A 23,517-nucleotide genomic window follows, 5' to 3' on the forward strand; every position below is an offset into this window, starting at 1 on the left:
GGGCAGCTCGCCGTGCCAGGATCAGGCCACGACCACCGCGGCCGACAGCAGGGCGAGCCCCACCACGGCCGACCAGAGCACGGTGAGGCGGGCGCGGCGTCGCCAGGCCTGCTCGGTGGGGTCGGGGCGCTGTGCACCGGGGTCATCGGGTGGGGTTCCGGAGTCGGGGAAGCCGTTGGAGTGTGGTGTGGAGTTCATGGGCGCAATGCCTCCTGGACGAGTGTGACGAGGGCCTCGGGTGGCAGCCCGGCGGCCCGGCCGGCGTCCAGGTAGCGCCGCAGCGCCTGGTGGACACCGGCCGCCGGGCCGGACTGCCGGTCTGCCGTGATGACGGCTCCGCGTCCCCGGCGCAGCTCGACCACGCCCTCGTCGCGCAGCAGCTGGAAGGCGTGCAGCACGGTGTGGATGTTGAGATCCAGGGACTGGGCCAGCTCCCTGGCCGAGGGGAGCCGCTCGCCCGGGGCGAGCTCGCCTCGCGACAGCGCGAGATGGACCTGGGCCACCAACTGGGCGTAGAGCGGCTCAGCGGCTGTGGGGTCCACGGTCCAGATCATGCGACCAGTGTACTTGTTCTAGGTTAATTAGAACAATATGGGGGAGATCCGGTTCTCCGGAGGTACTCGGAGGTCCTGGAAGCGATCGGGCTGCGCAGATTGCTCCGCAGACGGGGGTGTCTGCAGCCACAGAGGCACACACCCCCGCCTGCGGAGCATTGTGCGCACCCGACTCAGAAAGTTGCGGTTGGAATCGGCACCGGGTCTGGTCAGCCGGCCGCTGGGACCTCGCGGCCGGGGTGAGATCCTCACCCCAGGGGGCGGATCGGTCCCCTCAGGTCCGGTCGGCCACCGGAGCGGCTCAGTCCTTCTCCGGCAGCGGATCCTGGGCCTTCGAGATCACCCCGGGGCTGTCAGGTACCGGTTGGACCTCCCCGGTCACCGCATGGTGGGGCCACTCGAGGGTCTCGGGGGAGCTCATCGTCACGAAATTGGGGGACCTGTCGAAGTGCACCTCGGCGGCATCGCTGACCGATATCGGCTGCGGCGGGTTGGCCATCCAGGCGCACACCAGCAGCAGGACCCGCACTCCCAGGTTGATCCACAGGATCAGTGTCAGCACCGCGGTGGCCGAGGCCAGCACCGCACCGTTGACAGAACCCACCGCGGTGGTGCCCAGCTCGCGCAGCACCGCCGAGGCGATGGCAAACATCGCAAGCCCCCACAGCAGATCCCTGCGGGGGACACGCACCCGGGCCACGAAGCGGACCAGCATCAGCACCAGAGCCGCGTCGATCACCAGGGAGACCAGCTGGGTCCCGACCAGCAGGGACACCCTCCCGACACCGGGGCTCAGCCCCAGTGCCCGGTTCAGCCAGCTGCCGAAGACGTTGACCAGGATCCCCAGGCCGCTGGTGGCCAGCAGTCCGATCCCCAGGCCCAGCAGCCCCAGTGCCGAGCGGACGTATTTCATCACCGCATTGCCCGGCAGCGCCACCAGCCCGAACATCGTCTGGATCGAGGTGGTGAGCGAGTTGAGCAGGGAGATCGCCGAGTAGGCGGCGATGACCAGGGCGATGATGCCGGTCAGCGAGGAGGTGTTGGACTGGATCAGGGCGTCCGGGCTGACCAGGCCGCTTGGATTGTCGCTGGTCTTGAGGATTCCGGGAAGGGCACTGTTGAGGGCGTTCAGGAAGGAGGCCCGCAGCTGGTCGTCGCGCCCCAGCACAGCCATGAAGGTGGTGATCGCCACCGTGAGCACGGCGGTCAGGGAGAGCATCGTGGTCAGAGCCATCCCCGAGGCCAGCAGGCCGCCGTTGGCATTGCCGTAGCGCGACAGGGCGCGAGCCAGCCGGGTCGACTTCCACCAGGTCGCCAGACCGGTGACCCTGCCTTTGACGCCGGGAGTGCGCAGGGCCTCCTTCAGAGGAGGGGCAGCTGGCGGGGCCAGGCCGGTGCCGGCCGGGAGCGCGGGTCGGCCGGCGGGGTCATCGTGCTCCGGCGGGTCGCTGTGCTCCGGCTCGTGGCGGTCGTGCTCAGTCATGCCTGCAAGATATCCACGCCAGTGGCGACCGACTGCCGGCACGGTCCTGGCCCTCTGGAGGCGAGGACCGAGGGCCGGGGAGCTGAGCCTGGCGATGCTCTCGGCGGCTCCCATCGGGGGTGGTCATGGGCGGCGCCCCCGGCTCCGGCGCGGGAAAGCGCATCCCCGGCGTCCAGGAGTCTCCCGGCGTGGGGCAGAATGGCGCCCATGGCACGGGTGAGGCTGGTCGAGGTCGCGACGGCGGCAGGGGTCTCGCTGGCCACCGCCTCCCGGGTCCTCAACGGGTCGGCCAGGAGGCCGGGCAGGGAGGTCACCCAGAAGGTGCAGGCTGCCGCCCGGGAGCTGGGCTATCTGCCGAACGCCAGCGCACAGGCCCTGGCGCGGTCGACCTCCGGGCTGCTGGGGTTGGTGATCCCCGACCTGGAGGATCCCTACTACGCCGCGATCGCCTCGGGCTTCCAGCGCACCGCCAGTGCACAGCGGCGTCTGGTGCTGGTGATCCAGACCGGGGGTCAGCCGTCGTCGACTCTTGCAGCCCTGGGCAGTCTGAGGGTTCATCAGGTGGCCGGTGTGCTGGTCCTCGGCTCGCTGAACCTGGGAGTCTCCGAGCAGTCCGAGTTCCGCGGCCTGCTCGCCGAACTGGTGGAAGGGGGTGCCGGGATCGTCTCGATCGGGCGGGACCTGGGCGTCGGCGGGGTCATCCGCCCCGATGATCGCGCAGGCGCAGTGGCTCTGGCTCAGGCGGCGGTGGCCGGCGGGTACCGATACTTCGCCGTCCTCGAGGACACCTCCCGGGCCCCCTCGGCGGTGGCCCGTGCCGAGGGATTCGCGGCCGGGTTGCAGGCCGCCGGACTCGACATCGATCATCGGGTACGCGGATCGGTGGCGGCCTCCAGCGGTCGGGAGGTGGCCGCCGCCGTGGTGAGGCTCGCCAGGGCGAGGTCACGTGGCGTCACGGCCGGGCCCGGCGGGGATGAGTCACGCCGGTCGGCAGAGGGATCGCTGGGCTTCTTCGCGATCACCGACGCCATCGCCCTGGCGGTCCTGGGGCGGGCCCAGCAGGCCGGCATCCGGGTGCCCGAGGAACTCGGGATCCTCGGCTTCGACGGGATCGCGGCCGGCCGCGACTGCTGGCCCGGGCTCACCACGGTCGACCTGCCGCTGCGCGAGATGGGACGTCACGCCGCCCGGATGCTGCTGGAGCCGGGGTCGGCCGAGAGACCGGCCGGATGGACCTGCCAGGGAGGCACGGTGATCGCCCCCGGTCGGTTCCGGGCCGGTGGGAGCACGCTGAGGGCCTCGCGGTAGCGCCGTCGGGGTGCGCCGGAGGCCGGTGAGGCCGGGTCCTACCGGTGCGGCGGCTCCGATCCCGGCCCCCGGAGATCGAACCAGGAGATCGAACCAGGAGGGGATCAACTGGGCGAGAGACCGGGATGATCGAGTTGCGGGATCAGCTGGAGGGGATCAGCCCGAGCTGCTGGAAACACCGGGCGATGCCCTCGGACGCCGGGCCAGGGATCACCAGCTGCGCGGCGTCCAGAACCTGCTGGGGAGCCCCCTCCACAGCGACCCCGGTTCCGGCGTAGCCGATCATCTCCAGATCATTGCGGCCGTCGCCGATCGCAACGATGTCGGCCCGGCGCAGGCCCAGGTGCTTCTCCACGACGGCGATCCCGACGGACTTGTCGACCCCTGCCAGGTACAGCTCGCCGCTGGATCCGGCGCGGCCGGTGATCGAGTTCGGCAGTGCGCCGACCTGCGGACCGAGTTCCTCGGCGAGCTGGTCGACCGGCATCGGGCCGTCCTGGACCGAGACCTTGCTGAACGAGCAGCCGGTGAGGTCCTGGTGGACCTCCAGGGTCGGCTCGGGTTCGCCAGGGCCCAGCACGTGCCCAAGGAACCCCTCCAGACGCCGTGCGGATGCCGGTGAGGTGAGGACCCGGTCGGGGGCCTCGAGGAAGAAGGTGGCATCGGCGGCCGTCAGTGTCGAGGCCACCTCGGCGCCCAGTTCTGCCGGGAACCGGCGGTCGGCGAGCACCTGGCCGTCGACCTCTGCGTATCCACCGGCAGCGCAGACCAGTCCGTCGAACACTCCGCTGCGCAGCCGAGGGGCCACGAACACCCGGGGCCGACCGGTGCACAGGAAGACCCGGTGCCCGGCGGCTCTGGCGGATCGGACGGCGTCCAGATGGGCAGCCGGCACCCGTCCGTGGTCGGCGAAGGTGCCGTCGAAATCGATGAAGACGCTGCGAGCCGATGCCGTGGCCCCGGACGGTGTCGTGCTGGGTGTCGTGTTCGGCAGATGAGAATCCATGGCGCATCCCGACGAGATATCTCGATGCCCTTGTCGGGCAGGTGTTCAGTGGAGCGGGCGACGGGAATCGAACCCGCGTGTCCAGCTTGGGAAGCTGGCGCTCTACCATTGAGCTACGCCCGCATGTCGAGGACTGCCCGACAGACTTTAGCCTATTGGCATCGGACCCGTCATATCGGGTCCCGGCTGCTGCGGCGCCAGTGCCTGCGGGATCCGGCACGAGCCGATCGAGATCACTCCGGAGGATCGAGTGGCCCGGCGTCCGGTCCGTCGGCGCCCGGATGCGATCGGGGGACGCCGGTGACGCCGGTTAAGCTACTGGCGTCCGTCCGCCGATCCCAGGAGCTTCTTGATGGCCGTTGAGCCGCCCGCCCAGTCCACCCTCGCCGCCGATGGCCTCCATGCCGGGTACGAGGACGGGCCGGTTCTCAACGGCGTCGACCTGGAGATCGTCTCAGGGCAACCGCCGATCGGACTCATCGGGCCCTCCGGAGTCGGCAAGACGACACTCATCGACGTGCTGCACGGCACCCTTCGCCCCAGCTCCGGAACCGCGACCTTCAATGGTCAGCCGGTCGCCAAGCTGCGATTCAGCGCGGCCAAGGTCTTCACCGCCGGTGCCCGATTCATGTCCCAGGACTCCATGACGATCCTCGATCCGCGTGAGACCGTCGAGGGGCGCCTCAAGCTGGCGGCCAAGGAGTCCCGCAAGGGCGGTCGGCCCCATGACATCGAACCCGAGGAAATGCTGGCGGTCGTCGGGCTGGCCGGCCACTATCTCACCAGGGCGATGCGATCCCTGTCGGGAGGCGAGCAGCAGCGGGTGGCGCTGGCCACCGCGCTGGCGACCTGGCCGGCGATCCTCGTCCTGGACGAGCCGCTGTCGGCCGTCGACCCCGCGTCCCGCACCACGATCGCCCGGAGCCTCAGCGGCCTGATCGACGAGTTGGGGATCGGGGTGCTGCTGGCCTCCCAGGATCTCGATCTGATCGGTGAACTGTGCCCCCGGGTGGTCTTCATGGCCAGCGGCCGGATCGTGGCCAGAGGGTCGCTGCCCGAGGTGCTGGAGGTCGACCATCCCGACATCCAGGACATGGCCGAGAGCACCAGGGCGGCCTCCCAGCTGCGGTTCTGAGCCTGGGGCAGGGGGTCGCCCTGTTGGCGGGGCCCGGGCTCGGGCGGGGGTGCTCGAGTCGGAGGTGGGGTGCTGTGGTCAGCGCGTCCAAGCCGTGGGACGCCGTGACGCAATGCGGAAACAGCGTCCCCCAAGGTCGCCCTCACCCACGTTCGTCCTCAAATCCGACGTTCGTCCCGGAATTCCAGGACGAACGTCGGATTTGAGGACGAACGTGGATTCTGGGGGTGGAGTTCGGCCCGGGGGACGGGGGTGGAGTCCTGGCGACGAACGTGGATTCTGGGGGTGGAGGTTGGCCCTCGGGGACGGAGGTGGGGTCCTGGCGACGAGCGTCGGCTCCAAGGACGAGGGCGGATACGGCGGCGGCCGACTCCTCAGTAGTGTTCCGCGATCCTGCCGTAACGCACCGGCTGGGGCTCGAAGGGTTCGATGGCCGGTTGAGCGCGGACCGTCGCCCACAGCTGGAACCAGCGCCTCATCGGCGGGGTCCACACCAGGACACCGCCGGCCAGAGAGAAGGGCAGTGACCACCAGGAGACGGTGTTCATGGTGATCGCCAGCAGAGCTGCGGCCAGCCCGCCGATCGCCCCCCAGCGCACCCACCGGCGTCCCAGCCAGGTGTTGACCGCCAGGATTCCGGGCATCGCCACCATCGCGGCGCCGATCACCATCATCAGAGCTGCCAGCAGCACCGATGCCAGCGATCCGGGACGCGCGTCGGTCCAGGTCATCAGCCGGGTCGTCTCGCGAAAGGTGCGCACGTGGATCGTCCCCCACCAGGCAGCGGCCATCCCCACTGCCGCAGCCAGTGCCGCCAACCCGAAGCACACTGTCGCCACGATCCCCAGCCGTGCCCTCCGTGGCCTGCCGGTGACGGGGTCGACCGCCCGGCCGGCTCTGACCACCGCCAGAGGAGGCAGGGTGCCGATCTCGGTCACCGGGCGGTCACCACGAGCAGCGGCGGCACCGGGCCCGGAGACATCCGGCAGGGTGGCCGCCGTCCCGGTCTGCGGCCTCGCTCCCGGCAGCATCTGCTCACTCATGGCCCCCACCTTACGTGGCAACGGCTGACCCCAGCAGAGCCTCGGAGGCACCCACCTCACCGCCTGGTCACGGGGTCCTGCGTCGCAGGGTCGCCATCCCGCCGACCACCGCCAGGATGATGAAGCCGACCAGAACGGCGCAGTCCCGGGCGACATCTCCTCCCGCATCGGAGCTGGTCGCCAAGCTCTTCATGGCGTCGACCACATAGGACAGTGGCAGCACATCGGAAACCCAGTGCAGCACCCGCGGCAGCTGGTCGCGGGGCACCAGCAGACCGCACAGCAGGAACTGCGGCAGGATGAGGGCCGGCATGAACTGCACTGCCTGGAACTCGGTGCGGGCGAAACCCGACGCCAGCAGTCCGAGGCAGGTGCCCAGCAGGGCGGTGAGCACGGCCACCACGACCAACTGCCAGACCTGGCCCTGCAGGTCCAACCCGCAGACCCAGATCGAGAAGGCCACCACGATGACCGCTTGGAGGGCTGACATCACACCGAACGCCACGGCATAGCCTGCGACGAACGCGGGCTTGGTGACCGGGGTCGTCCACAGCCTCTCCAGGGTGCCCGAGCGGCGCTCTCGCAGGGTCGAGATGCTGGTGACGATGAACATCACCACCAGCGGGAACAGTCCCAGCAGGGCCGGTCCGATCCGGTCGAAGAGCTGCGGCTGGTTGTCGTGGTAGATCCACGCCAGCAGCCCCATCAGCACGCACGGCACCACCAGGATCAGTCCGATGGTCCGCTTGTCGTTGCGCAGCTGGGCCAGTACCCGGCCGGCGGTGGCGAGGCTCCCGTTCATCGCTGATCCCCGTCCTGTGCGTGGCGACCACTCGACGCGACGCCGCGGCGCGGCCCGGCCGACCGCGCAGCTGCCGGATCGACCGCCCCATCGGCCCCGGGTTCCAGACGCCTGGGTTCGGGCTGTCTGTCGCCGGCGCCGTCGATGAGGGCCAGGAAGGCCGCCTCGGCGTCTGAAGTCCCGGTGCGCTCCAACAGCGAGTCGAGGCTCTCGTGGGCCAGCAGCCCGCCGTCACGCATCAGCACCAGCTCATCGCAGCGGGCTGCCTCGTCCATCACATGGCTGGAGACCAGCAGAGTCTTCCCGGACGCAGCCAGGTCGTCGAAGAGACGCCACAGGGACCGCCGCAGCACCGGGTCCAGGCCCACCGTCGGCTCATCGAGGACCAACAGATCCGGGTCGGTGACCAGCGCGCAGGCCAACGAGACCCGGGAGAGCTGGCCTCCGGAGAGGCGACCTGCCAGTTTTCGCCCCTCGCCGGTGAGGTCCACCTGGTCCAGCACCTCGCCGACCCGGTCCTTCGCGACCCCGGCCAGTCGGGCGAAGTAGCGAAGGTTCTGCTCCACCGTGAGATCGTCATAGACACTGGGCGCCTGGGTGAGGTAGCCCACCCGACGTCTCAGCGCCGCCGACCCTGCCGGTTGGCCGAGCACTGTCACTGTTCCCGATCGCACCATCTGTACTCCGACGATGGCCCTCAGCAGGGTCGACTTGCCGGCCCCCGAGGGGCCGAGCAGGCCGGTGACCAGGCCGGCCGGGATCTGCAGGTCCAGATGGTCGAGGACCGGGCGGCCTCCCCGGTCCACGCACAGTTCCTCGACGGTCACCGCATCCTCTGCGGCTGCGGGGGCGCGGCCCCCTGCTGCAGTGCGCCTGGTGGTTGTCGGCCCGGGGCCGGTGGTGCGTGATGTCATGGCGATCAGCCTAGGAACGGGCGGGCCGACCGGTCACGGTCTGGGCCCCGGCGATGAATTCCGGACCTCGGCGGTCGACAACCTGCCGGAGAGATAGTGCTGGAGGGTCGGGCCGTACAGCTCGGCGAGCCGACTCCGGCTCATCGAGGCGACCGGCTCCATCCGCAGCGCGTACCGCATCATGGCCATCCCGAGCATCTGACTCAGGACCAGGGTGGCGCGCAGGCTCCGCTCGTCCGGATCTGCGAGCTGGGAGACCCGCTCCCCGATCTGCCGGGTGATGAATTCTCTGGCGCCGGCTGTGAGGTCGGGTGCGGCCAGCATCGTGGCGGCGAACTCGGTGAATCTGCCGGATCGCCCGGCGGCGTCCCACACCGCGGTGAAGGCGAGCACCAGAGCCGCCCCGTGCCGAGAGGGAGGAATGGCGTTCAGCATCCCGAACACCTGCACCGGATCCGCCGAGACGTGGGCGGTGGCGGTGAGGAAGAGCTCGGCCTTGCCACTGAAGTAGTGGTGGACCAGGGCCGGATCGACGCCCGCCCGTCGGGCGACGGCCCGCAGCGAGACGCGGTCGAAGGGGAGGGTGGAGAACAGCTCGTGGGCCGCCGTCACGATCTCCGCCCGGGTGTCGTGGACGCCGGGCCGCCTGCCGCGCGGCCTGGGCCTGCCGGGATCAGTCACGGCGATCACCTCCCGGTCGTTCATCCTGCCATTCAGCGGTGGCGGTGCCGCAATAATGGGAAGGCCCCGTCCGAGGACACCCACCAACAGCCCATCAGAGGAGATCGTTGTGACCCCACGCCCCGGAACCGACAGCCCGGAACCGCAGACGCCGGCGGCGCACTCTCCGGCGACCGGCGCGCCGGCGACCTGGAGCACCGTGTTGTTCGACATGGACGGCACCATCGTTGACTCGGTGGAGTGCATCGGCGGTGCCCTGGAGCTGATGGCCGAGGATCTTGGACTGCCCGCACCAGACCTCTCCGACGTCACCACCTTCATGGGACCGCCGATGCACGACACCGTCGAGCGGATCACCGGGTTCACCGATCCACGGCAGATCGACCGGGCCTCGGCCCGGTACCGAGCTCATCATGATGAGCTGGAGTATCTGGTGAGCGTCTACCCAGGGATGGTGGAACTCATCGGCGAACTGCACGAGGCCGGTATCGCAGTCGGTGTGGCCACCTCCAAGAGGGCTCGGATCGCCCGCCGTTGGCTGACCGACTACCACCTGGGCGAGGATGTCGACGTCATCGCCGGCGCCTCGGAGGACCAGGCGGGAGCCGACAAGGCAGGCATCATCGCCTCCGCTCTCGACCAGCTGGCCGAGCTGGGAGCCGACACCTCCCGGACGGTGATGGTCGGGGATCGCCGTCATGACATCGAGGGGGCCGCGAGCCACGCCCTCGAGACCATCTATGTCGAGTGGGGCTACGGAACCGAGGCCGAGGCCCGGACCGCCGCCCACCGGGTCGCCACGATGGCCGAGCTGCGCCGACTGCTGCTCGGCTGAGGACGTTGGAGGGCCCGGGCGCTGATCCGTCGATCAGCGCTCGGGCCCTCAAACAGTTCGTACCGGCAGTTCAGACCGGCGTCAGGACTCAGTCGAGCTTCATCGTGCCGTTCGCCAGGTACCTGGTGTGCCAGCTGTAGGCCTCGTCGAGCAGGTGCGGGGTCTGCTTGAACTTGCAGTCGCGCAGCGCCCGGTCGAAGTAGTCCTGCAGCATCTCCCGGTAGTCCGGGTGGGCGCAGTTCTCGATGATCTTGGGGGCGCGCTGGCGAGGAGCCAGGCCACGCAGATCGGCGATCCCCTGCTCGGTGATGATGACCATCGTGTCGTGCTCGGTGTGATCGACATGGGAGACCATCGGCACGATCGCCGAGATCTTGCCGCCCTTGGCGGTCGAGGGGGAGACGAAGGCCGAGATGAAGGCGTTGCGGGTGAAGTCGCCCGAACCGCCCACCCCGTTCATCATCCGCGAGCCCATCACGTGGGTGGAGTTGACGTTGCCGTAGATGTCGGCCTCGATCATGCCGTTGGCGCCCAGCACGCCGAGCCGGCGGATCACCTCGGGATGGTTCGAGATCTCCTGGGGGCGCAGGATGATGTGGTCTCGGTAGAACCGCGCGTTCTCATTCATCTTGTGCGCGTAGTCCGGCGACAGCGAGAAGGCGGTGGCCGAGGCGACGTCGACCTTGCCGGCGTCGATCAGATCGATCATGCCGTCCTGGATGACCTCGGTGTAGGAGGTGAGGTGCTCCAGGTCGGAGTGCAGCAGCCCGTCGAGCACCGCATTGGGGATATTGCCGACGCCCGACTGCAGGGGCAGCAGGTTCTTCGGCATCCGGCCCTGGGCGACCTCGTTGTCGTAGAAGTCGAGGAGGTAACCGGCGATCTTGTGAGACGCCTCGTCGATCGGCTTGAAGGGGGAGTTGCGATCGGGGTCATGGGTCTGGATGACCGCGACGACCTTGTTCGCCGGCACCCGCAGGAAGGTCTCACCGATCCGGTCACCGGGATGGGTGATCGGGATCGGGACGCGGTTCGGCGGCAGCGCGAAGCCGTAGTAGATGTCGTGCATCCCCTCGAGGTCCTCGGACTGCCAGTCGTTGACCTCGATGATGATCTTGTCGGCCTTCTCGACGTAGACGGCATTGTTGCCGATCGAGGAGGTGGGGATGACATTGCCGTCGGCGGTGATCTTGGTGGCCTCGATCACGGCGTAGTCGAGGTTCCCGAAGAATCCCTCACGGACCTGCATGCCGAACTGCGACAGGTGGATGTCGGCGTAGTAGCTGGTGCCGTCGTTGATCTTGGCCCGCATCGTGGGGTCGGACTGGTACGGGGAGCGCAGCCCGATGCCGTCCACTCCGGCCAGCTCGCCGTCGAGCTCGGGGGCGGTGGAGGCCCCGGTGAACACATTGACGGTGAAGTGCTCACCCTTCTCGTGGGCCGCCTTGATGCGCTTGGCCAGCGCCGGGGGGAACTCCTTGGGGTAGCCGGACCCGGTGAAGCCACCAAAGCCGATCTGGGCGCCGTCATGGATGAGAGCGGCGGCATCGTCGGCGCTCATCACCTTCTGACGCATCGCCTCGTTGGCAATCCGATCTGACATCTGTCCTCCTGCACTGCTGCATGCATTGTCTGTGAATCAGTGGTGTCTGTGAATCGGGGGTCCGCCCGGATGGGTTCGGGACCTCCCGAAAGCCAGTGATGAGGATATCCGAAGGCCTTCTCCGGCCAGTCGGCGGGGGCCGGTCAGAGCGGGGCGACGCCGATCCGCAGACTGAGGGTGAGGGTCTGGCCGGGTTCCAGGTCGATCGCGTGCTGCTTGGCGGCACCGGTCTCCACGCAGACGAAGTCCCGCCATGCGGTGCCGGTGAGATCGGTGCGGGTGCCGGTGGTGAGGTGCGGGTTCCAGACCACCGCGGTCGGACAGCCCCCGTCCTCTTGAGATGACGCGGCAGCTTCGCGGCCGCCCCGGCGGTCGGCCAGCAGGCAGTGGGTCTGCAGGGTGATGCGTCGCGCCCAGGCGGGATCGATCAGCACCAGCGGGCCGGGAGGGTCCTGCACCACGGTGTCGGTGTCGATGGTGACGGCCAGCCGGTCGGCGTCCAGTCGGCCCTGCCGGCCGGTCGCGTAGTTGTGGAAGGTGGCTCCCCGGACCCCCTGCAACCAGGCCCGCGAGGCGTCGCCGACCCGAAGATAGCTGTGCCAGACCCCCTCGACCTGCTGGCTGCGGGAGCCGGTGGAGGTGAGGGAGAGGGTCAGCGTGGCGGCCTGCCCGGTGAGTTCGGTGGCGTGCAGGGCACTGACCCCGGGCAGCTCGGCGCGGTAGCGGACCGCCAGCCGGTCCGCCCGGTCGACGACGGTCTCGCGGTCGAAGTCGGTCAACCTCATGACCCCGTGCTGGGGTTCCTGGTCGTCGCGGGGGCCGTGGCCGAACCATGGCGCGCAGACCGGGATCCCGCCGCGGATCACCCCCGGCAGCTCCTGGGGGTCTGCGGGTTCGAACCAGATCACCGGCTGCGATGTCTCCGGGTGCCGGTCGGCGTCCTGGCCGATGGGCTGCCAGCCGAGCAGCTGGGCGCCGTGGTCGGCGATCATCCAGCGGCCGTCCTGGCGGGTGGTGACCGGTCCTGGCAGCTGATCCCCGATCTCGCTCGGTTCGATCCCCCCGGTCGGCCGGCTCATCCCCACAGCCCCGTCAGAACGTCCAGCCGCGGGACGTTCAGTGCTGCGTCGGCGGCCGCCACGACCACCGGTTTGGCGCAGAAGGCGATCCCCAGACCTGCGGCGGCCAGCATGTCCAGGTCGTTGGCGCCGTCTCCGATCGCGATCGTCAGACTCATCGGGACGCCGAGCTCCTCGGCCCATCGTCGCAGTTGGCGCTGCTTGGCGGCCCGGTCGACGATCGCACCCAGCACCCGTCCGGTGAGGTGCCCCTCGACGATCTCCAGCTCGTTGGCGGCGAACATGTCGGCCCCCAGCTCGGCTGCCAGCGGCGCGACCATGGCGGTGAACCCGCCGCTCACCAGACCGAACCGGCAGCCGTGCCGGTGGGCGGCGGCGATCAGTTCGGCGGCACCGGCAGTCAGTCTGACGGCCTGCTCGGCCTCGGCCAGGGCTTCTTGCGGAAGCCCCTCCAGCAGTGCCACCCGTGCTCTCAGCGAGGCGGCGAAGTCCAGTTCCCCGGCCATCGCCCGGGCGGTGACCTCGGCGACCCGGTCGGCGCAGCAGGCGGCCTCGGCGAGCAGGTCGATGCCCTCGGTGCGGGTGATGGTGGAGTCGACGTCGCTGACGATGAGCTGCGGGCCGTGCTCGGCCAGGGGGGAGGGCAGCTCGATGAGGTCGGTCGGCAGCAGCGGGTCGGGGGAGTCGGGGTCGCGGAGCTCGAGGATGCGGGAGGTCACCTGCTCAGCATAGGGATCGGGGCTCAGCCCGCCAGGACCGTTCGGGTCACGGTGTAGGCGCGGTTTCGGCTCACCTGGCGGGTCGGCCCGAGATCCTCCGCCAGGTGCCGGGCCCATGGCAGGTGGGAGTTGTAGACGGCCCACAGCTGCCCGCCGGGGCGCAGCACCCGGGCGGCCTCGGCCAGCATCCGAAGGGTCGGTGCCGAGTCGCGGGCCGTTCCGCGGTGGAAGGGCGGGTTGGTGAGGATGAGGTCGAGGCTGGCGTCGGCCACCGACTCCAGCCCGTCGGCCTGGCTCACCGCCACCTCGACGCCGCTGGCCGCCGCCGTCAACCGGGCGGAGTCGCTCGCCAACCAGGAGACGTCGGTCGCGGCGACCCGCACCGCCTCCCCGAACCGCCTGGCCACCGAGGCGGCGATGACGCCATTGCCGCATCCCAGGTCCAGCACCTCGGCCGGCCGGTCGGCGGGAAGCTGTCGTCCGATGGTCTCCAGCTGGGACAGCAGCAGCCCGGTACCGGCGTCCAGGCCCGCGACGTGGAAGACCCCGCCATGGGCCACCACCTCGACATCCAGCGAGTCGATCCGGTTGCGGCGCGGCCAGCCCGATCCGCGGGCCGGGCGGGATCGCGGCCCGGCGAAGTGCAGCACCCTGGCGCGGCGCCTGCCCAGACTGGCGTGCACCTGGTCGAAGTACCGTGCGGCGACCTCGTTCATCGAGCGGTTCATTCTCTTGATCCGCCCGCCAGCCACCACCTGCAGATCCGTGACGCCGTGCCGGCCGGCCAGTGCGTGCAGGGCTGAGAGGGTCTCGTCGAGGGCATCCAGGGACTGCGGCAGTTCCATCCAGATCTGATGCGGGGCCAGGTCGTCGACCAGCGGATTGGCGATCACGGGGTCGGATCCCAGAGGCGCTGCGGAGCCGTCCGCCCCCACCGGCCCGTTCGGCCGATACGGCCCGTCCGCCCCCACCGGCCGATCCGGTCGGAGGGGCGAATCGGCGGTCCCGGAGTGCCCGCCCGCCAGCCCCCGGAGCTCCCGCAGGTCATCGCACCAGGCCGCGGCCGGGGCCAGCTCCCGAGCCGGGGCGATCAGCCCTGGACGGTCCAGCACCCAGATGTGACGGGCTCCGGCGGGGGCCTCGGCGACGATGAGGTCGTCCACGGGATCGTCCATGAGGCCCCATTATGGGCCAGACCCCCGGCCAGGGCCCGGATGGCGCCTCCCGGCTGTTAGCGTTCAGCCATGCCCGAGTCCGTCCTCGAGATCCACGTCATCGCCGACTCCACGGGGGAGACGGCGGTACGGCTGGCGCGCGCTGCCCGCAGCCAGTTCGAGGGAGTGCACTGGCACATCGTGCGCCATCCGATGATCGGCTCGGTCAAGGACATGGTGGTGGCCCTGGGCGAGATCAAGGAGCGTCACGACGACGGGATGTGGGTCACCGTCGTCCACACCCTGGCACTGTCGGACATGCGCCAGATGGTCTGCGACGCCTGCGAGGCGATGGAGGTCCGGCAGGTCGACCTGATGGGCCCGGTGCTGGCGGCGATGGAGCAGGCCTCCGGGCTGGACGCCGATGAGGTGCCGCGGCGTCCGGTCGGTGTGGAGGCCGACTACTTCACCCGGATCTCGGCGATGGAGTTCGCGGTCCGCAACGACGACGGGGCGATCCCAGAACGGCTCACCGAGGCCGACATCTGTCTGGTGGGAGCCTCCCGATCGGGCAAGACGCCGTTGTCGATCTACCTGGGGTATCTGGGCTACAAGACGGTCAACGTCCCGCTGGTCCCCGGCATCCCCGCCCCCGAGGAGCTCTTCGCGGTGGACCGCTGGCGGATCGTCGGGCTGACCATCGACGCCCAGCGGTTGCTGGAGATCAGAGGACGCCGGGTGCGTGGGATGGGCGGTTTCGGCACCTCCGACGGGTACGCCGACCTGGTGAGGATCTACGACGAGCTGGACGAGATCGGCAAGGTCCAGCGGCGTCTGGGATGCCCGGTGATCGACACCACCGGGCTGGCCCTGGAGGAGGCCGCCACCCGGGTGGTCGAGATCGTCGAGGAACGGGCCCGGACCGCCGGTGAGCACCTGCGGCGACCGGCCGGCCAGTTGCGGATTCGGCCCTGAGGAAAGCTGCCCCTCCGGTAGGATTTCGTGACAGAATGTCGACCAGCAGGGCCGACCGTGACGTCGTCCCGGTCAGGGGTTTCACCCAGCGTCGGAGCACCCCGTAACAGTTCACACCACGTGGCATGAGATCGAAGGAGATCCTCACGATGAGCGACCAGCACCGATACGTCTACGACCTGTCCGAGGGCAGTGCCGATATGAAGCCGCTGCTCGGAGGCAAGGGAGCCGGGGTGGCGGAGATGAGTCGCGTCGGGGTGCCCGTGCCCGACGCCTTCACCGTGACCACCGAGGCCTGTGTGGAGACGATGAAGGCCGACGGGGTGTGGCCCGAGGTGCTCGCCGATCAGATCGCCGACGGTCTCGAGCGTCTCGAGAAGCGGACCGGGCTGGTGCTGGGAGATCCCGAGAACCCGCTGCTGGTCTCGGTGCGATCCGGTGCTGTGATGTCGATGCCCGGGATGATGGACACCATCCTCAACCTGGGGATCTCCGACGAGACGGTCGAGGCGGTGGGTCGCAAGGCCGGCAACGACCGGTTCGCCTGGGACTGCTACCGCCGGTTCATCCAGATGTACGGGGAGGTCGTCGAGGGGATCGACTCCCACGTCTACGAGGACGCCCTCACCGCGATGAAGGCCGACCGCGGGGTCGACTCCGACACCGATCTGAGCGCCGAGGACCTCAAGGAACTCGTCGAGATCTTCAAGAAGCTGTCCAATGAGAAGCTCGGGGGCAACTGGACCACCGACCCGCGCGAGCAGCTCATCCGGGCCGTCGACGCCGTCTTCCGGTCCTGGCTGAACCCGCGCGCCTTCGTCTACCGCAAAGCCAACAAGATCTCCGACGACCTGGGCACCGCGGTCAATGTGATGCAGATGGTCTTCGGCAACCGGGGCGACACCTCGGCGACCGGCGTCTGCTTCACCCGCAACCCGGCCACCGGCGCCAAGGAGCTCTACGGCGAGTTCCTGCTCAACGCCCAGGGGGAGGACGTGGTGGCCGGCATCCGTACCCCCGAACCGTTGGCCGAGATGGAGTCGATCCTGCCCGAGGCCTACCGCCAGCTCATCGACACCATGCACAAGATGGAGTCCCACTACCGCGACATGCAGGACATGGAGTTCACGGTGGAGGACGGCAAGCTCTACCTGCTGCAGACCCGCAACGGCAAGCGCACCGCCGCCGCTGCCCTCAAGGTCGCCCGCGACCTGGTCTCCGAGGGGGTGATCTCCAAGGAGGAGGCGCTGATGCGTATCGAGCCCGAGCAGCTCGACCAGCTGCTGCACGAGGCGATCGATCCCAACCACTCCGAGACGCCGATCACCGAGGGTCTGCCGGCCTCCCCGGGTGCCGCGGTCGGCAAGGCGGTCTTCGACGCCGACGAGGCCGCCGAGCTGGGTGGAAAGGGGGAGAAGGTCGTCCTGATCCGCTTCGAGACCACCCCCGACGACATCCACGGCGTGATCGCCTCCCAGGGAGTGCTCACCGCCCACGGCGGGATGACCTCCCATGCCGCAGTGGTGGCCCGCGGGATGGGCAAGCCCTGTGTGGCCGGTGCCCGCGGGATCAGGATCGATCCGGCTGCCGGGACTCTCTCGGTCGGCGACGTCGTCATCCACAAGGGCGATCTGGTCACCCTCAACGGGTCGACCGGCGAGGTCTTCAACGCCGGTCTGCCGCTCATCCCGCCGCAGATCAACGAGGACTTCCAGGAGGTGCTCGGATGGGCCGACGAGGTGCGCCGGCTCGGCGTGGAGGCCAATGCCGACAACGCCACCGACGCCGCAAAGGCCCGCGAGCTGGGTGCCGAGGGGATCGGCCTGTGCCGCACCGAGCACATGTTCTTCGGCGCCGACCGGCTGCCGGCGATGCACGAGATGATCACTGCCGAGACGCCGGAGGAGCGCAAGGTCGCCGTCGACAAGATCCTGCCGATGCAGCAGTCCGACTTCGAGGGTGTCTTCACCGCGATGAAGGGGCTGCCGGTCACCGTGCGGTTGCTGGACCCGCCGCTGCACGAGTTCCTGCCGAATCTGGTGGAGCAGTCCCTGAAGGTCCAGGAGATGGAGCTCACCGGGGCCGACCCGGCGGCTCTGGACAAGGAACGGCGTCTGCTGGGGCAGGTGAAGAAGCTGCACGAGCAGAACCCGATGCTGGGCACCCGTGGTGTCCGGCTGGCGATGCTCTACCCGGAGATCCCCGACATGCAGACCCGGGCCATCGTCCGGGCGGTGCTGGCGGTGCTGGAGCGGGAGGGCGAGACCGTTGCGATCAACATCATGATCCCGCTGGTCTTCACCGCGGTCGAGCTGGAGACCCAGCGCAAGATCGTCACCGAGGCGGTCGCCGATGAGCTGTCGGCAGCGGGCAAGGAGCTGGACGTCAAGATCGGCACCATGATCGAGCTGCCACGTGCAGCCCTGGTGGCCGATCAGATCGCCGCCTATGCCGACTTCTTCTCCTTCGGCACCAACGACCTGACCCAGACCACCCTGGGAATCAGCCGTGATGACGCCGAGAACGGCTTCCTCACCGAGTACCTGCAGACCAAGGTGCTCAAGGCCAACCCGTTCGCCTCGATCGATGTCGACGGCGTCGGCCAGCTGGTGGCGGGTGCGGTGAAGAAGGGTCGGGCCGTCAAGCCGGAGATCTCCCTGGGGGTCTGCGGCGAGCACGGCGGCGACCCGGACTCGGTGCACTTCTTCCACAGGACCGGTCTGGACTACGTGTCCTGCTCCCCGTTCCGGGTGCCGATCGCCCGGTTCTCGGCCGCTCAGGCTGCCATCGAGGAGAAGAACGGAGAGGTGGCCGCCCGTGACAAGTGAGCCGGAGACGAGCTCGCCGATCTGAGCTCAATCCCCTGATCCGCGCCCCTGCCGGCATTGCACGCACACATGCCGGCAGGGGCGCTGTCCGCCTCTCGGGTGCGGGTGTCGGGCCATTCAGGCGCTCCCTCGGGGCCCGTGAGCAGCGCGCTCCTGGCACCTGTGGGCAGTGCTTTCATGCGCACCGGACGGGGCGGCGGATACCCTGTTGAACGATCACGGTTGAGTGATCGCCTCGGGCAACCCGTCTGACAGGCCCCAGGCCGGTGCTCAACCGTCGTTGCCACTATCTGGTCCTGGAGGACATATGTCTCAGTCATTCGGCTCCTGGCGTGCCAGTTACACCCCCGGGAACTGGGTGGTGCTGGCCGGTGCGAGTTCCCTGGTGGTGATGCAGCCGGCGGTTCCCCGTCATGCCGAGCTGATCGCCAGGATCTGGAAGCAGGTGGCCCAGGCCGAGGACGCCGGATCCCTGGTCCAGACCCTCGCCGCGATCGGGCTGTCCCAGATGCCGAGCCTCGGCGTCTTCTTCTGGACCGGGGAGCAGATGACCTCACTGGCTCGTGGCGGCGTCGTCGTCAAGGAGGCCGCGACCGGTCGGGTGGTCAATCACGGCGACGGCGTCATCACCTGGCGGGAGGTCGGACTGGACCCCTCCATCGTCACCGTCGAGATGGAACAGGCCCCCGAGAGCCTGGTGATGCCCCTGCTGCTCGGCGTGGTCCAGGCCTCCCGGCTCACCATCGACGCCACCGGCACCGTCGAGCCGCTGGTGGTCGACGGTCAGGTCGCCGGTCTGGCCGGTGCCGGTCACGCAACCGGTCAACCCGACGCCGATGCCCTCTCCCCCTCGACGACGCCCGGCTCCTCGGAGTCCTCGGCACCCTCCGGATCCTCGGCGCCAGCCGGGCCGGTCGCCGTGCCGGCCCCGCATGCCGCGCTGGTCCCGCCGGTGCTGGCCTCTCCCTCGGCCCCGCCGGCCACCCAGGAATCGGGCGACGTCTTCGCCGATGTCGACGATCTGGGGCTGGCTCCGGCCGTCTCGGCCTCCTCCCCGGAGGAGGGGGCCGAGCCGGCACCGTCCCCCGACCAGGTCGGCGACGGCCTGGCGTCGGCGGCTGCCGGGCAGGCCGGGAGCTCGGACTCGGATGACATCTGGGGACCCTCGGCCTGGTCCAGCCCGGAGTCCGAGGACCCCTGGGCCGGGCCTGAGCGAGTGGCACCCGAGGGTCCCGACCAGGCCGGCGGGGAGGCTTCCGATCAGTCCTCGGCGCCGTCGGGATGGGGGGATCCGGAGACCTCGATGGCCCATGACGGGGCGACGATGTTCATGCCCGGGTTGGGAAGTCAGGTGCCGGAGTCCGGTGAGGCGCCGGCGGACCCGCAGATGGTGGGCCGGCCCTGCCTGGGAGTGCTGGCGGCCTCCACCGGCGAGTCGATCGATCTCGCCGGTCCGGTGTTGGTGGGCCGGGCCCCCAACGGGGGCGCCACGGATCCCCAGGCCTCGTTGCTGAGGGTGGTGTCTCCCCATCAGGACATCAGTCGGACCCATGTCAGAGTGGCGCCCAATGGCAGGTCGATCGAGGTGACCGATATGAACTCGACCAATGGCACCCTGGTGCGCCATCCCGGCGAGGAGGCGATCCGGCTGTCACCGGGGGAGACCGTGACCGTGGAGATCGGTGCTGTGATCGATCTGGGCGACGGCGTCTCCCTGGAGATCGCACCGCCCAGGAGCTGATACCGGCCGGCGCCCGGGGCCGGCTGTGAGGGGGTCGGGCTGGGGAAGCCGGAGGGCCGGCCGGAACCCCGGACGGTGAGAAAGCCGGGGCGGTGTTGACGCGGCCTCGCAGTGACCTAAAGTGTCATGATGCTCCGGTGATCCGGGGCAGAACTTCACGGAAGGGGCGTGCGATGGCTCGTATCCTGATTCTGTCGGGTGCCGGCCGATACGGCGATGCCTGGCACAACTTCGACGAGACCTCTGCTGCGGTCGCCCAGATCCTCACCGATCGGGGCCACCAGGCAGTCGTGAGGCGCAGTTGCCCCGAGGCCCTCGACAGCCTTGCCGATTCCGATCTGCTGGTGGTCAACACCGGCGGCGGGGACCCCGAGGAGGGCTGGGACTACATTCCCGAATGGTCGCGGGCCCATGCCAAGATCCTTGACCACTGGGAGGCGGGCAAGCCCATCCTCGGGCTCCACACCGCGGCCAATACCTTCTGCGACTGGGAGCTGTGGCCGACGATCCTGGGTGGCAAGTGGGTTCCCGGCGTCTCCGGACATCCCGAACGGTCCTATGCGGTCTTCGAGCCGATGCCAGGAGCCGAGGGGCACCCGGCACTGCGCGGGGTGGACCAGGTGGTGGTCTACGACGAGCGGTACTCGAACCTGGTGATCGATCCGCTGGCGGTCCCGTTGCTGTTCCACGAGACCAGCGAGGAGTTCCAGGTGATGGACTGGGCGATGGGCAACAACGTCATCTACGACGGCCTGGGCCACTCCGGACGCTCCTACGAGTCGGCATCACGTCGGACGCTGCTGTGCTCGGAGGTGAGCTGGCTGCTCAACTGGAAGAAGCGGCTGGCCCTCCAGGAGGCCAGGAAGGCCTCCGAGGACGGCGATCAGCTGATCGGCGCTCCGGCTCGCGCCTGAGCCCTGGGTCTGAGTCCTGGGCCTGAGTCCCCGGCCTGGGGCGGCCCGCCGATCCGGACCGGGTCCCGGGAAGCTTCCCGGGAGCCGGTCCGGACCGGGTCGGTGCGGCCGGACTCAGCTGGTGGGGCTGGTGAGGTCGTAGACCGTTGTCTGGCCGACCGTCTTCGAGGTGAAGTTCGAGCTCACCCAGCTGCTGATCTGCGAGCCCGATCCGGAGCCTCCCATCCCGCCCGGCATGCCTCCTCCCGTCGTGGCGCCGGAGGTGCCGCCCTGGCCGCCGGGCCCCGCCATCTGGTCGGAGCTGTCCGACTGCTGCGAGGAGTCCGTGCCCCCGGAACCGGCGGTCTGCTCGGAGTCGGTCGTCTGGCCCATCCCGCCCCCGCCGTTCTGGGAGGCGATGAAGTAGTGGATCTTGCCCTCGGCGACGTACTGCTTGAACTGGGCCAGCGTGATGTTGTTGTCCGATCCGCTCCAGCCGCCGATCGAGAACACCGCGGTATTGGTGGCCAGGATCAACGGGGCAGCGCTCTGGTCACTGATGACCGCAGCCGACCACTTGGTGGTCGTGGTGTTGAGCAGGCTGACCAGCTGGGAGCTGACGGTGGATGAACCGCCCATCCCCGATCCACCTGCGCTCGGCCGGCCGGTCCGGCCCGGCATGGCGTCGCCGGAGGTTCCAGACTGACTCGTCCCGGTCTGGGAACTGCTGCCGGGGCCGCCGTTCTGAGTGGTGCCCCCGGGCCCTCCGCCCGGCTGCGCCCCCTGACCTGCGGAGCCGCCATCGGGTGCGCCGTTCTGGGATCCACCTGCGGCGGCGGAGTCGTCGCCGGTTCCTCCCGGACCGGCGTTCTGCCCTCCGGGAGCTCCCATCCCTCCTGGTCCACCGCTCATCCCGGAGCTGATCCCCGACGGTCCGGAGGTCGGGATGGAGCCGGAGTGGGAGGTGGTCGCGGTGGCCGCGGTCCAGGCGATCGACGGCGTCACAGCGGCCAGCGAACCCACCGTCAGGGCGCCGATCGCCACCTTCTTGAGGGTCAGGGTCATCGCGACATGACGCCTGGCCGACGCGTTGCCGGCAGCGGCATCACCGGCAGCCGGATCGCCGGTCGCAGGGTCACCGGGGGAGACGCCGGTCGGCTCTGCTGAGGAGGACTCCTGCTGGGCGGAGGCTCCGCCACTGAACCAGGGCATCCCGGCCAGCAGGAAGACGATCGATCCCACCAGGCTGCCGATCAGTGCGATCCAGCTCAGGGCCGGCAGCCATCCGGAGGCGTAGCTCTCCAGCAGATGGAATCCCCAGATGCCGGTGATCGCCACTGCCACCGCCAGGACCACGACGGCCCATCTGTTGACGCCTGTCCGGGAGCTGCGCTCCCCGGCCCCGATCCCGCCGGTCGCGATCCCGCCGTCGCTCGCCTCGGTGGCCGACGACTGCCAGGGCCACAGGGCGGCGACCCCGCTGCCGATGGTGCCACCGATCAGCGGAGCCAGGGCGACCGTGTAGTAGGGGTGGATGGTGCCCTGCATGAAGCTGAACACCAGCCCGGTGACCACCATCGAGCCTCCCCACAGGATCAGCCCGGCCCTCCTGCGATCACTCAACGGACGGCGTCCACGAGCGATCAGCCCGCCGACCAGCAGCAGCAGAGCGGCCGGGATCAACCAGCTGATCTCAGTTCCGAAGGCCGAGTTGAACATCCTCGCCAGCCCGGCCTGGCCGCCGAAACTGGTGTTCCCACCGAATCCGGCGCCTCCGGTCTGGCCGCCGCCACCATTTCCCGAACCTCCGAAGATCCGGCCCAGGCCGTTGTAGCCCAGGGCCAGCTCCCACAAGGAGTTGTTCTCCGAGCCGCCGATGTAGGGCCGCGAGGAGGCCGGCCAGATGGCGCACAGCGCGATCAGCCAGCCGGCCGAGACGACCATCGATGCCACCGCGACCAGCAGGTGCCAGATCCTGGTCCACCAACCGCGAGGTGCGCACAGCAGGTACACCAGGCCCAGCGCAGGCAGTACCAGCAGGCCCTGCAGCATCTTGGTGAGGAAGGCCAGTCCGATCACCCAACCGGCACCGGCCAGCCACCAGAGGGCCCGGGAGCTGCGCGGGGTCTGCACCGCGCGCACCACCAGGTAGGCGGCTGCGGTGACGCACAGCACCAGCATCGAGTCGGGGTTGTTGAACCGGAACATCAGAGCCGCCACCGGGGTGACCAGAACGACCGCCCCGGCCATCAGCCCGGCTGCATGGCCCGACAGACGGCGCACCGCGCCATAGGTCAGGCCGACCGTGGCCACCCCCATCAGGGCATTGGGCAGCAGCATGCTGAAACTCGAGAAGCCCAGGATCCGGGCGGACAGCCCCATCACCCAGATGGCGGCCGGCGGCTTGTCGACGGTGATCGACAGCTGGGAGTCGAGGCTGGCCCACAGCCAGGCCCGCCAGCTCTGGGTCGCCGACTTCACACTGGCGGCGTAGAAGTCATTGGCATATCCCGACATGGTGAGTCGGTAGAGGTAGGTCAGTGCGGTGAGTCCCAGCAGCACCCACAGTGCAGGGCGGGCCCATCGGGGGTCCTCGGTGCGGCCGGTGAACACCCTGAGGTACCAGGGGCGTTCCCGTGAGGGGTTCGGCCGAGCCGATGCGGGGCCGGCGGAGGTCGCCTCGGTGGAATGGGAGGACAGCGGCTGTGCCGGGTTCGGAAGAGTCCGGGCTGCTGGGAATTCCTGAGCAGGTAGTGACGTCATG

19 protein-coding genes, 1 tRNA gene and 1 pseudogene are annotated in these 23,517 nt (G+C 69.4%); 7 read left to right on the forward strand and 14 right to left on the reverse strand.

Going from position 1 to position 23,517, the window contains the following annotated elements:
- Positions 1 to 21 precede the first annotated feature (21 nt).
- The 3 genes from G554_RS18015 to G554_RS14005 form a co-directional block, all read right to left on the reverse strand.
- A complete protein-coding gene (locus G554_RS18015) occupies positions 22 to 198 on the reverse strand; it encodes a hypothetical protein (RefSeq protein ID WP_211220388.1) in 177 nt (58 codons plus the stop codon).
- Positions 195 to 554 (reverse strand): GntR family transcriptional regulator, encoded by a 360-nt coding sequence (locus G554_RS0101400; protein WP_027586505.1) that lies wholly within the window; start codon positions 552 to 554, stop codon positions 195 to 197. Before G554_RS0101400 ends, G554_RS18015 begins: the two co-directional genes overlap by 4 nt.
- Positions 555 to 855: 301 nt before the next feature.
- Positions 856 to 2,037 carry a YihY/virulence factor BrkB family protein gene (locus G554_RS14005; RefSeq protein ID WP_051232161.1) on the reverse strand — a complete coding sequence of 394 codons (1,182 nt, stop codon included), beginning with the start codon at positions 2,035 to 2,037 and terminating at the stop codon, positions 856 to 858.
- A gap of 207 nt (positions 2,038 to 2,244) precedes the next feature.
- On the opposite strand from G554_RS14005, the gene G554_RS14010 reads away from it, so the two are divergent.
- The gene (locus tag G554_RS14010; protein ID WP_051232162.1) at positions 2,245 to 3,345 is read left to right on the forward strand and encodes a LacI family DNA-binding transcriptional regulator; all 1,101 of its coding nucleotides are present in this window, start codon (positions 2,245 to 2,247) and stop codon (positions 3,343 to 3,345) included.
- A 142-nt stretch (positions 3,346 to 3,487) separates the two neighbouring features.
- Here the strand turns inward: G554_RS14010 and G554_RS0101415 are convergent, their stop codons facing one another.
- Both G554_RS0101415 and G554_RS0101420 read right to left on the reverse strand, forming a co-directional pair.
- Positions 3,488 to 4,351: an HAD hydrolase family protein gene (locus G554_RS0101415; RefSeq protein ID WP_051232164.1), complete on the reverse strand. Its 864-nt coding sequence runs from the start codon at positions 4,349 to 4,351 to the stop codon at positions 3,488 to 3,490.
- Positions 4,352 to 4,400: 49 nt separating this feature from the next.
- Positions 4,401 to 4,474: transfer RNA gene (locus G554_RS0101420), tRNA-Gly, on the reverse strand.
- A 229-nt stretch (positions 4,475 to 4,703) separates the two neighbouring features.
- Between G554_RS0101420 and G554_RS0101425 the strand changes: the two genes are divergently transcribed.
- Positions 4,704 to 5,486, forward strand: coding sequence for an ABC transporter ATP-binding protein (locus tag G554_RS0101425; RefSeq protein ID WP_027586507.1), 783 nt, complete (start codon positions 4,704 to 4,706; stop codon positions 5,484 to 5,486).
- Between the two features lie 374 nt (positions 5,487 to 5,860).
- Here G554_RS0101425 and G554_RS18565 read toward each other — a convergent pair whose 3' ends face one another.
- The 4 genes from G554_RS18565 to G554_RS14020 form a co-directional block, all read right to left on the reverse strand.
- Positions 5,861 to 6,529 (reverse strand): hypothetical protein, encoded by a 669-nt coding sequence (locus G554_RS18565; RefSeq protein WP_342663081.1) that lies wholly within the window; start codon positions 6,527 to 6,529, stop codon positions 5,861 to 5,863.
- Positions 6,530 to 6,596: 67 nt separating this feature from the next.
- Complete coding sequence (locus G554_RS0101435; RefSeq protein ID WP_027586509.1) at positions 6,597 to 7,331, reverse strand: ABC transporter permease; 735 nt, start codon at positions 7,329 to 7,331, stop codon at positions 6,597 to 6,599.
- A complete protein-coding gene (locus G554_RS14015; RefSeq protein ID WP_084648218.1) occupies positions 7,328 to 8,245 on the reverse strand; it encodes an ABC transporter ATP-binding protein in 918 nt (305 codons plus the stop codon). Before G554_RS14015 ends, G554_RS0101435 begins: the two co-directional genes overlap by 4 nt.
- 33 nt (positions 8,246 to 8,278) lie before the next feature.
- Entirely contained in the window at positions 8,279 to 9,139 is an 861-nt protein-coding gene (locus G554_RS14020) for a TetR/AcrR family transcriptional regulator (protein ID WP_211220389.1), read from the reverse strand.
- Here G554_RS14020 and G554_RS0101450 point away from each other — a divergent pair.
- Positions 9,138 to 9,761 carry an HAD hydrolase-like protein gene (locus G554_RS0101450; RefSeq protein WP_036924120.1) on the forward strand — a complete coding sequence of 208 codons (624 nt, stop codon included), beginning with the start codon at positions 9,138 to 9,140 and terminating at the stop codon, positions 9,759 to 9,761. The two genes, G554_RS14020 and G554_RS0101450, sit on opposite strands and share 2 nt — an antisense overlap.
- An 88-nt stretch (positions 9,762 to 9,849) precedes the next feature.
- On the opposite strand, the gene scpC is transcribed toward G554_RS0101450, so the two are convergent.
- From scpC to G554_RS18570, 4 genes and pseudogenes are all read right to left on the reverse strand, one after another.
- On the reverse strand, positions 9,850 to 11,364 hold the full coding sequence (scpC, locus tag G554_RS0101455; protein ID WP_027586511.1) for a succinyl-CoA:acetate CoA-transferase ScpC: 1,515 nt from the start codon (positions 11,362 to 11,364) through the stop codon (positions 9,850 to 9,852).
- 143 nt (positions 11,365 to 11,507) lie between these two features.
- A complete protein-coding gene (locus tag G554_RS0101460; protein WP_051232220.1) occupies positions 11,508 to 12,443 on the reverse strand; it encodes an aldose epimerase family protein in 936 nt (311 codons plus the stop codon).
- Positions 12,440 to 13,078, reverse strand: a pseudogene (gene serB, locus G554_RS14025) (phosphoserine phosphatase SerB); the annotation flags it as partial. The pseudogene serB and the gene G554_RS0101460, both read right to left, overlap by 4 nt.
- A 107-nt stretch (positions 13,079 to 13,185) precedes the next feature.
- Entirely contained in the window at positions 13,186 to 14,337 is a 1,152-nt protein-coding gene (locus G554_RS18570) for a methyltransferase (RefSeq protein WP_027586513.1), read from the reverse strand.
- A gap of 69 nt (positions 14,338 to 14,406) precedes the next feature.
- Here G554_RS18570 and G554_RS0101475 point away from each other — a divergent pair, with 69 nt between their 5' ends.
- The 4 genes from G554_RS0101475 to G554_RS0101490 all read left to right on the forward strand — a co-directional run bounded on the left by G554_RS0101475 (position 14,407) and on the right by G554_RS0101490 (position 20,774).
- The gene (locus G554_RS0101475; RefSeq protein WP_027586514.1) at positions 14,407 to 15,291 is read left to right on the forward strand and encodes a pyruvate, water dikinase regulatory protein; all 885 of its coding nucleotides are present in this window, start codon (positions 14,407 to 14,409) and stop codon (positions 15,289 to 15,291) included.
- 149 nt (positions 15,292 to 15,440) lie between these two features.
- Complete coding sequence (gene ppdK, locus G554_RS0101480; RefSeq protein ID WP_027586515.1) at positions 15,441 to 18,119, forward strand: pyruvate, phosphate dikinase; 2,679 nt, start codon at positions 15,441 to 15,443, stop codon at positions 18,117 to 18,119.
- Positions 18,120 to 18,426: 307 nt separating this feature from the next.
- Positions 18,427 to 19,860, forward strand: coding sequence for an FHA domain-containing protein (locus tag G554_RS0101485; protein WP_027586516.1), 1,434 nt, complete (start codon positions 18,427 to 18,429; stop codon positions 19,858 to 19,860).
- A 173-nt stretch (positions 19,861 to 20,033) separates the two neighbouring features.
- Entirely contained in the window at positions 20,034 to 20,774 is a 741-nt protein-coding gene (locus G554_RS0101490; protein WP_027586517.1) for a ThuA domain-containing protein, read from the forward strand.
- Between the two features lie 114 nt (positions 20,775 to 20,888).
- Here G554_RS0101490 and G554_RS18485 read toward each other — a convergent pair whose 3' ends face one another.
- Complete coding sequence (locus G554_RS18485) at positions 20,889 to 23,516, reverse strand: ArnT family glycosyltransferase (RefSeq protein ID WP_154654132.1); 2,628 nt, start codon at positions 23,514 to 23,516, stop codon at positions 20,889 to 20,891.
- Position 23,517 lies beyond the last annotated feature (1 nt).

This window comes from Acidipropionibacterium thoenii DSM 20276 (genome assembly GCF_000423445.1).
Lineage (GTDB): Bacteria > Actinomycetota > Actinomycetes > Propionibacteriales > Propionibacteriaceae > Acidipropionibacterium > Acidipropionibacterium thoenii.

Excerpts from the sequence above, each read along its gene's own strand:
- G554_RS14015 (WP_084648218.1), bottom strand. The coding sequence starts at position 8,245 with ATGACATCACGCACCACCGGCCCCGGGCCGACAACCACCAGGCGCACT.
- G554_RS18565 (WP_342663081.1), bottom strand. The coding sequence starts at position 6,529 with ATGAGTGAGCAGATGCTGCCGGGAGCGAGGCCGCAGACCGGGACGGCG.
- G554_RS0101475 (WP_027586514.1), top strand. The coding sequence starts at position 14,407 with ATGCCCGAGTCCGTCCTCGAGATCCACGTCATCGCCGACTCCACGGGG.
- G554_RS14020 (WP_211220389.1), bottom strand. The coding sequence starts at position 9,139 with ATGTCGAACAACACGGTGCTCCAGGTCGCCGGCGCGCCGGTCGCCGGA.
- G554_RS0101400 (WP_027586505.1), bottom strand. The coding sequence starts at position 554 with ATGATCTGGACCGTGGACCCCACAGCCGCTGAGCCGCTCTACGCCCAG.
- G554_RS0101425 (WP_027586507.1), top strand. The coding sequence starts at position 4,704 with ATGGCCGTTGAGCCGCCCGCCCAGTCCACCCTCGCCGCCGATGGCCTC.
- scpC (WP_027586511.1), bottom strand. The coding sequence starts at position 11,364 with ATGTCAGATCGGATTGCCAACGAGGCGATGCGTCAGAAGGTGATGAGC.
- G554_RS14010 (WP_051232162.1), top strand. The coding sequence starts at position 2,245 with ATGGCACGGGTGAGGCTGGTCGAGGTCGCGACGGCGGCAGGGGTCTCG.
- G554_RS18015 (WP_211220388.1), bottom strand. The coding sequence starts at position 198 with ATGAACTCCACACCACACTCCAACGGCTTCCCCGACTCCGGAACCCCA.
- G554_RS0101435 (WP_027586509.1), bottom strand. The coding sequence starts at position 7,331 with ATGAACGGGAGCCTCGCCACCGCCGGCCGGGTACTGGCCCAGCTGCGC.
- G554_RS18570 (WP_027586513.1), bottom strand. The coding sequence starts at position 14,337 with ATGGACGATCCCGTGGACGACCTCATCGTCGCCGAGGCCCCCGCCGGA.
- G554_RS0101490 (WP_027586517.1), top strand. The coding sequence starts at position 20,034 with ATGGCTCGTATCCTGATTCTGTCGGGTGCCGGCCGATACGGCGATGCC.
- G554_RS0101460 (WP_051232220.1), bottom strand. The coding sequence starts at position 12,443 with ATGAGCCGGCCGACCGGGGGGATCGAACCGAGCGAGATCGGGGATCAG.
- G554_RS0101415 (WP_051232164.1), bottom strand. The coding sequence starts at position 4,351 with ATGGATTCTCATCTGCCGAACACGACACCCAGCACGACACCGTCCGGG.
- G554_RS0101485 (WP_027586516.1), top strand. The coding sequence starts at position 18,427 with ATGTCTCAGTCATTCGGCTCCTGGCGTGCCAGTTACACCCCCGGGAAC.
- G554_RS14005 (WP_051232161.1), bottom strand. The coding sequence starts at position 2,037 with ATGACTGAGCACGACCGCCACGAGCCGGAGCACAGCGACCCGCCGGAG.
- ppdK (WP_027586515.1), top strand. The coding sequence starts at position 15,441 with ATGAGCGACCAGCACCGATACGTCTACGACCTGTCCGAGGGCAGTGCC.
- G554_RS18485 (WP_154654132.1), bottom strand. The coding sequence starts at position 23,516 with ATGACGTCACTACCTGCTCAGGAATTCCCAGCAGCCCGGACTCTTCCG.
- G554_RS0101450 (WP_036924120.1), top strand. The coding sequence starts at position 9,138 with ATGGACGGCACCATCGTTGACTCGGTGGAGTGCATCGGCGGTGCCCTG.